The organism is Variovorax sp. CAN15 (assembly GCF_030462475.1).
Lineage (GTDB): Bacteria > Pseudomonadota > Gammaproteobacteria > Burkholderiales > Burkholderiaceae_C > Variovorax.
This window is the reverse complement of record NZ_JASMRZ010000146.1, coordinates 1-5853: the sequence shown is the minus strand read 5'-3', so window position 1 is coordinate 5853 and position 5853 is coordinate 1. Positions and strand designations below refer to the sequence as shown.

6 protein-coding genes are annotated in these 5853 nt (G+C 60.2%); 2 read left to right on the top strand and 4 right to left on the bottom strand.

What is annotated here, in order from left to right:
* Nucleotides 1–353: 353 nt before the first annotated feature.
* The 4 genes from groL to QMO14_RS32560 form a co-directional block, all read right to left on the bottom strand.
* Complete coding sequence (groL, locus tag QMO14_RS32575; RefSeq protein ID WP_093376646.1) at nt 354–2006, bottom strand: chaperonin GroEL; 1653 nt, start codon at nt 2004–2006, stop codon at nt 354–356.
* Between the two features lie 29 nt (nt 2007–2035).
* Nucleotides 2036–2326 (bottom strand): co-chaperone GroES, encoded by a 291-nt coding sequence (locus QMO14_RS32570; RefSeq protein WP_007835162.1) that lies wholly within the window; start codon nt 2324–2326, stop codon nt 2036–2038.
* 441 nt (nt 2327–2767) lie between these two features.
* A complete protein-coding gene (locus QMO14_RS32565; protein ID WP_301512240.1) occupies nt 2768–3391 on the bottom strand; it encodes a tyrosine-type recombinase/integrase in 624 nt (207 codons plus the stop codon).
* A 163-nt stretch (nt 3392–3554) separates the two neighbouring features.
* Entirely contained in the window at nt 3555–4148 is a 594-nt protein-coding gene (locus tag QMO14_RS32560; RefSeq protein WP_301512238.1) for a hypothetical protein, read from the bottom strand.
* Nucleotides 4149–4467: 319 nt separating this feature from the next.
* Here QMO14_RS32560 and QMO14_RS32555 point away from each other — a divergent pair, with 319 nt between their 5' ends.
* Nucleotides 4468–5064: a hypothetical protein gene (locus QMO14_RS32555; protein WP_301512236.1), complete on the top strand. Its 597-nt coding sequence runs from the start codon at nt 4468–4470 to the stop codon at nt 5062–5064.
* 109 nt (nt 5065–5173) lie between these two features.
* Nucleotides 5174–5779: a hypothetical protein gene (locus QMO14_RS32550; RefSeq protein ID WP_301512235.1), complete on the top strand. Its 606-nt coding sequence runs from the start codon at nt 5174–5176 to the stop codon at nt 5777–5779.
* Nucleotides 5780–5853: the final 74 nt, after the last annotated feature.

Sequence of the window (5853 nt, the reverse complement as noted above, 5' to 3'; positions counted from 1 at the left end):
CCTGCTGGCCGCGGCCGCGCAGAACATCAAGAAGATCGCGCTGCTGCTGGCGCGCATGAGGGCGCTTTTATGTCGCGTCAGGCGCTGCGCAGCCATGAAAAGGCTCTTGGAGCGCTACTTGGTCGCTGTCGCTGGGCTGTGGCCCCATCGTCGCGAAATCAGCTTCACCTGAAAGAAAAAACCCCGCGTTCCAGAAAACGGGGGGTTCGTCAGCAGTCTGAAGCCCGGCGCAAGCCGGGCTTCTTTCATTTCGCGAGACACCGCGGATCCGGCTCTGCCGGTCCGCAGGTGTCGCCCCCGGTAGGGGGTAGGCGTAGCGGACACGAAGTGCCGCGCAGCCTGGGGGCGAGCAATTACATGCCCATGCCGCCCATACCGCCCATGCCACCCATGTCGGGCATGCCGCCGCCGGCAGGAGCGTCGTCCTTCGGAGCGTCAGCCACCATGGCTTCGGTCGTCAGCAGCAGCGAGGACACCGAAGCGGCGTTCTGCAGTGCGGTGCGGGTGACCTTCGTCGGATCCAGGATGCCCAGCTCGAGCATGTCGCCGTACGTGTCGTTGGCGGCATTGAAGCCGTAGTTGCCCTTGCCGGCCAGAACCGCGTTCACCACCACCGAGGCTTCGCCGCCGGCGTTGTTCACGATTTCGCGCAGGGGAGCTTCGATGGCCTTCAGCACCAGCTTGATGCCGGCGTCCTGATCGGCGTTGTCGCCCTTGACCTTGTCGCCCACGGCTTGCTTGGCACGCAGCAGAGCCACGCCGCCGCCGGCCACTACGCCTTCTTCCACTGCGGCGCGGGTAGCGTGCAGGGCGTCTTCGACGCGAGCCTTCTTTTCCTTCATTTCGACTTCGGTGGCGGCGCCAACCTTGATCACGGCAACACCGCCGGCCAGCTTGGCCACGCGCTCTTGCAGCTTTTCACGGTCGTAGTCGCTCGTGGCTTCCTCGATCTGCACGCGCACTTGCTTCACGCGGGCTTCGATGTCGGCAGCAGCGCCGGCGCCGTCGATGATGATGGTGTTTTCCTTGCCCACTTCGATGCGCTTGGCTTGGCCCAGGTCGGCCAGCGTCACCTTTTCGAGCGTCAGGCCCACTTCTTCAGCGATGACCTTGCCGCCCGTCAGGATGGCGATGTCTTCCAGCATGGCCTTGCGGCGGTCGCCGAAGCCAGGAGCCTTGACGGCCACGACCTTCAGGATGCCGCGGATCGTGTTCACGACCAGCGTAGCCAGGGCTTCGCCTTCGACTTCTTCGGCAATGATCAGCAGCGGACGGCCGGCCTTGGCGACTTGTTCCAGCGTGGGGAGCAGGTCGCGGATGTTGCTGATCTTCTTGTCGAACAGCAGCACGAAGGGGTTGTCCAGCAGCGCCGATTGCTTCTCGGGGTTGTTGATGAAGTAGGGCGACAGGTAGCCGCGGTCGAACTGCATGCCTTCGACGACGTCGAGTTCGCTTTCCAGCGACTTGCCGTCTTCGACAGTGATCACGCCTTCCTTGCCGACCTTGTCCATCGCGTCGGCGATGAGCTTGCCGATGGTTTCGTCGCTGTTGGCCGAGATCGAGCCGACTTGAGCGATTTCCTTCGACGTGGTGGTGGGCTTCGAGGCCTTCTTCAGCTCTTCGACCAGGGCCGTCACGGCCTTGTCGATGCCGCGCTTCAGGTCCATCGGGTTGATGCCCGCGGCCACGTACTTGAAGCCTTCGCGAACGATGGCTTGAGCCAGCACGGTAGCGGTCGTGGTGCCGTCACCAGCGTTGTCGCTGGTCTTGGAGGCCACTTCCTTCACGAGCTGGGCGCCCATGTTCTGCAGCTTGTCCTTCAGTTCGATTTCCTTGGCCACCGACACGCCGTCCTTGGTGACGGTGGGGGCGCCGAACGAGCGCTCGAGCACCACGTTGCGGCCCTTGGGGCCCAGGGTGACCTTGACTGCGTTGGCCAGGATGTTCACACCCTCGACCATGCGTGCGCGGGCTTCACCGCCGAAGACTACGTCTTTTGCTGCCATGTTTTATTACTCCGAATGGGATGTTTGAATTACTTCTCGACGACCGCGAACAGGTCGTCTTCCTTCATGACCAGCAGTTCGTCGCCGCCGACCTTGACGGTCTGGCCGCTGTACTTGCCGAACAGGACGCGGTCGCCGACCTTGACGGTCAGTGCGGCCAGCTCGCCCTTGTCGTTGCGCTTGCCCGGGCCCACGGCCAGGACTTCACCCTGATCGGGCTTCTCGGCGGCTGCGTCGGGGATGACGATGCCGGAGGCAGTCTTGGTTTCGCTGTCAACACGCTTGACGATCACGCGATCGGCCAAAGGACGAAGTTTCATTGCATCTCCTGGATGTATGGATAAGAAACGGGTTTGTGGTCGGACGCCGGACCGGCAGGTCTGGCAGCCCATCGACTGGAAGCGAGGCCGTTGTTAGCACTCGTCAGCAGCGAGTGCTAATCATAAGGGCAATCGATGACGTTTCAAGGCTGGGGCTGAGTTGGCTGTGCAACGCCACCTGCGGAACGCCGGTGAAGATTAGTGAACGCGCCATTCAACTTTCGCGCGAAGTTTTATCCGGGTAAAATAAGGGGTTGCTAGAAGTGAGGCAAAGCTGACGCAGACGAGGATGCCAACCGACGGGTGCAGACTGGCAGCAGTCAGTCGGCGCGGCCTGCTGAATGACTGCTGTGCGTTGCAATCGAGCCATCCGACGGTGCATCGATCCGCCTCACTGCCGCAGCAAGGCGGACGGACTTGCGCCGCTCAATCGACGCTCGTTCAAATTTCCGTCTGTTCTGAAATCTCCAGGGCGTCATCCACCTCGATGCCCAGGTATCTGACGGTCGACTCGAGCTTGGAGTGCCCGAGCAGCAACTGCACCGCGCGGAGGTTCCTCGTCCGCCGGTAGATCAGCGTCGCCTTTGTCCGTCGCATCGAGTGCGTTCCGTAGTCGGTAGGGTCCAAGCCAAGCTCTCTGACCCAGCCACCAAGAATCCGGGCGTACTGCCGGGTGCCGAGGTGCGGCGAGTCGTGCATTCGGCTCGGGAAAAGGAAGTCGTCCGATCGCAGTCCGGAGCGCTGGATCCACGCCTGCACAGCCTCGCGGGTTCCAGGCGTGAGCTCGAACTGCACCGGACGCTGCGTCTTGTGCTGCATCACTGTTGCCCTTGGGGCAACTTGCTCTCCGTGGCACACGTCCCTGACTTTCAGGCTGACAAGATCGCAGCCTCGCAGCTTGCTGTCCAAGCCCAAGTTGAAGAGAGCGAGTTCACGCACTCGGCACTCCAGTTGCAGCCGCACCCGCAGTGCCCAGATGTCTTTGAGCTTGAAAGGTGCCTTCTGGCCGACGATCTTGCCCTTGTTCCAGGGCGCGTGGCAGGTTGCAGTGTCTACTGATCCCATGATGGTCTCCCATCGAGTTGAGGGAACCTCAGCATGCGCGGGTCGGACGGAAGCTTTCCTTGATACCGCGCCTGCTTCACTAGACTAGGCCTCGACCTTCGCGGCTATGTGTGACCTTGTTCACCACTGCGGGTAGCCGGCTTAGTTGGCCGTCGGCCTCAAGTCAGCGTTGCTCGACAGGCACGTTTCCTGTCGCGCGAAGTTGGTCCCAGACGCGCTCGTTGAACTCATACAGGGTGTCACGGGCCGCGCTGATGAAGTCCACGTCTGCCTGCACTCGCGTCAATTCGTATCTTTTGTACCGATGGCTGATGCCAGTGCGCTTCGACTGTGACTTCACGCGCACGTACCCACCTAGTTTCATCCCGATCCAATCCGCGTGCGCGTACTCATTGCGGCGAGTTGCGCATTCCGTGAGCAGGACGTCCACCTTGCGCAAGTCCTCGTGGGGCACGGCTGAACCCCCGTGTTCGATCATCTGGCCGTACAGGTCCAGAAGTGCCCGCACCTTCGCGGAGAACAGCATGCCGGCCAAGAAGACGTCCATCCGCTCATCTTGAAAGGCATCCCTGAGGATCGCCTCACGGATGAAGCCCGACACGTGGTCCTCCAGCGAGTTGAAGTGGATGATGATCCAGCCGATCTCAGGCGCAAGTTCAACAAGGTAGTCCGTGAGGTCGTCGTCCTCCACCGGCTCCAACTCGTCGGCTTGGCGCAGGGTGAGATGGAGGGGGGCGCTGGGATTGTCTTCAGGCATCTGATGAGTCTATGCGCCCAATCGCCAAGGATGCGCTGCAGCTGCAGTTGTCGTATGTGTTTGGTCCCGACCCATAGCCGATCTCACGGATCGCGTCCAGCAGGACAGCAGGGAAGGTCGCCACGATGGCGGCAAAGCGAGTGCATGCTCGCGCCGCTTCAGGCAGCATTCGGCCATAACCGGTCATTCGAGGAGGCCTGGTCGCGTCGTCGGCGACGGGCGTCGATTCAGTTTTCTGCCCCCTAATAAGTGAGTAGTGCCTCGCAGCCCATATCCTTCCTCCCGTGCATTGTTTTGTGAGAACAAGAGGGAATTTTTAATGAGACTGATGATCACCGCCGCGGCAGCCCTTTTCTGCTGGGCCACGAATGCGTCGGCAGAACAAGTTACCTTGAAGGCGCTAGGAGCTGCTGTAGTTCTTCCTCCGCAGTGGATCGTCACTCAGGGTGGTGATTCCACACGCCGTTGGGCCGCATTCAAGCCATCGAAAGACGCCGATGCGAACAACGCCTTGCGCTGCAGGATAGACAAACACCAACTGCCCGAACGTTTTCGTAGCATGACTCAAGCTCAGATCAATGAGTTGCAGGCGCGCGCGCCGCTCAGTGCTCCAAAGTTCGCGGAGCAACTGCAAATGGACGGAGTGTTGCCCACCATCGTAGAGAACGGCGATGGGATGATCGATACCAGTCGTGCGAGTTGGGCGATCACGACTACTTCGGAAACCAAGGGGACAACGACCGCTTACTACAAGTCGAAAATTGCGTTACCCCAGACGCCTGGATACGGTTGGAACCTTCAATGCATTGCTGTCTCGACCGGTGGACCGGCTGGGGCGAACGCAGTATTCATCGCAAGCAAGTCAATCATCGATCAATTTTTCCAGTCGTTCCACTACTTGCCTATACAGAACTAGCGCAGGCTATGGCCCAAACGCGACGCCGCTTACGTGACGGGAGGCGGCCACAAGCGGACGCACGGTTTGCTCCAGACCAGCCGCTGGGCACCAGAGAATATGATTTGCCATGCTATCCATACCTCGCTTCCAGACATTGGGCCAGTATCACGACGCATGGAGCACGGTGCTTCTTTTTGCACCAGATGATTTTCGCTCCTTCGACGTCGATGAGAAGCCGATTGATCAGCGCGCGCGCCTCGACAGCGAGTTCTCAGACCTAAGGGATGGCTTCCACTTCGCTGAAAAGAAGCTGAAAGACGCTCGTATGAGCCGGATTTGTCGCGAGCTCTTAGATATGTCTTATGAGGCGTATGTATCGGGCGACGCGAAGCTTGGCGCTCACACCCTCCAAGAGTGCGAGGGGCTGATCTGGAAGGGGCGGCAGTTGCCGGTCAAGTACGCCGTAGAAGCGGAGCGCCGTGCCTTTGGCGATTTGCTCCTCTTCAAAGACGTAGTGATTTCCCCTTACCCGTATGAAGGCACTGAGCAGGACCTGGGAGATGTTCAGCGCCTTTTGTGGAAGCACGCTGACCGGATCTCATCGGCTCAACTTGAAGAGTCCGCTGGCTTCAAGACCTATTGGTGTCCGCGCCGAAGTAGAACTGAGCCACCGCGCCGCTTGAATCGTGAGCCAGGGGTGGAAGCCGACGCAGCAATGGTCGACTGTGGATAAGTGTATGTCTTGCCTTGTTCTGTGACCTCCTTTCGCTTCTTGTGATCGAACTCATAAGGCGCGAAGGGCGTAGC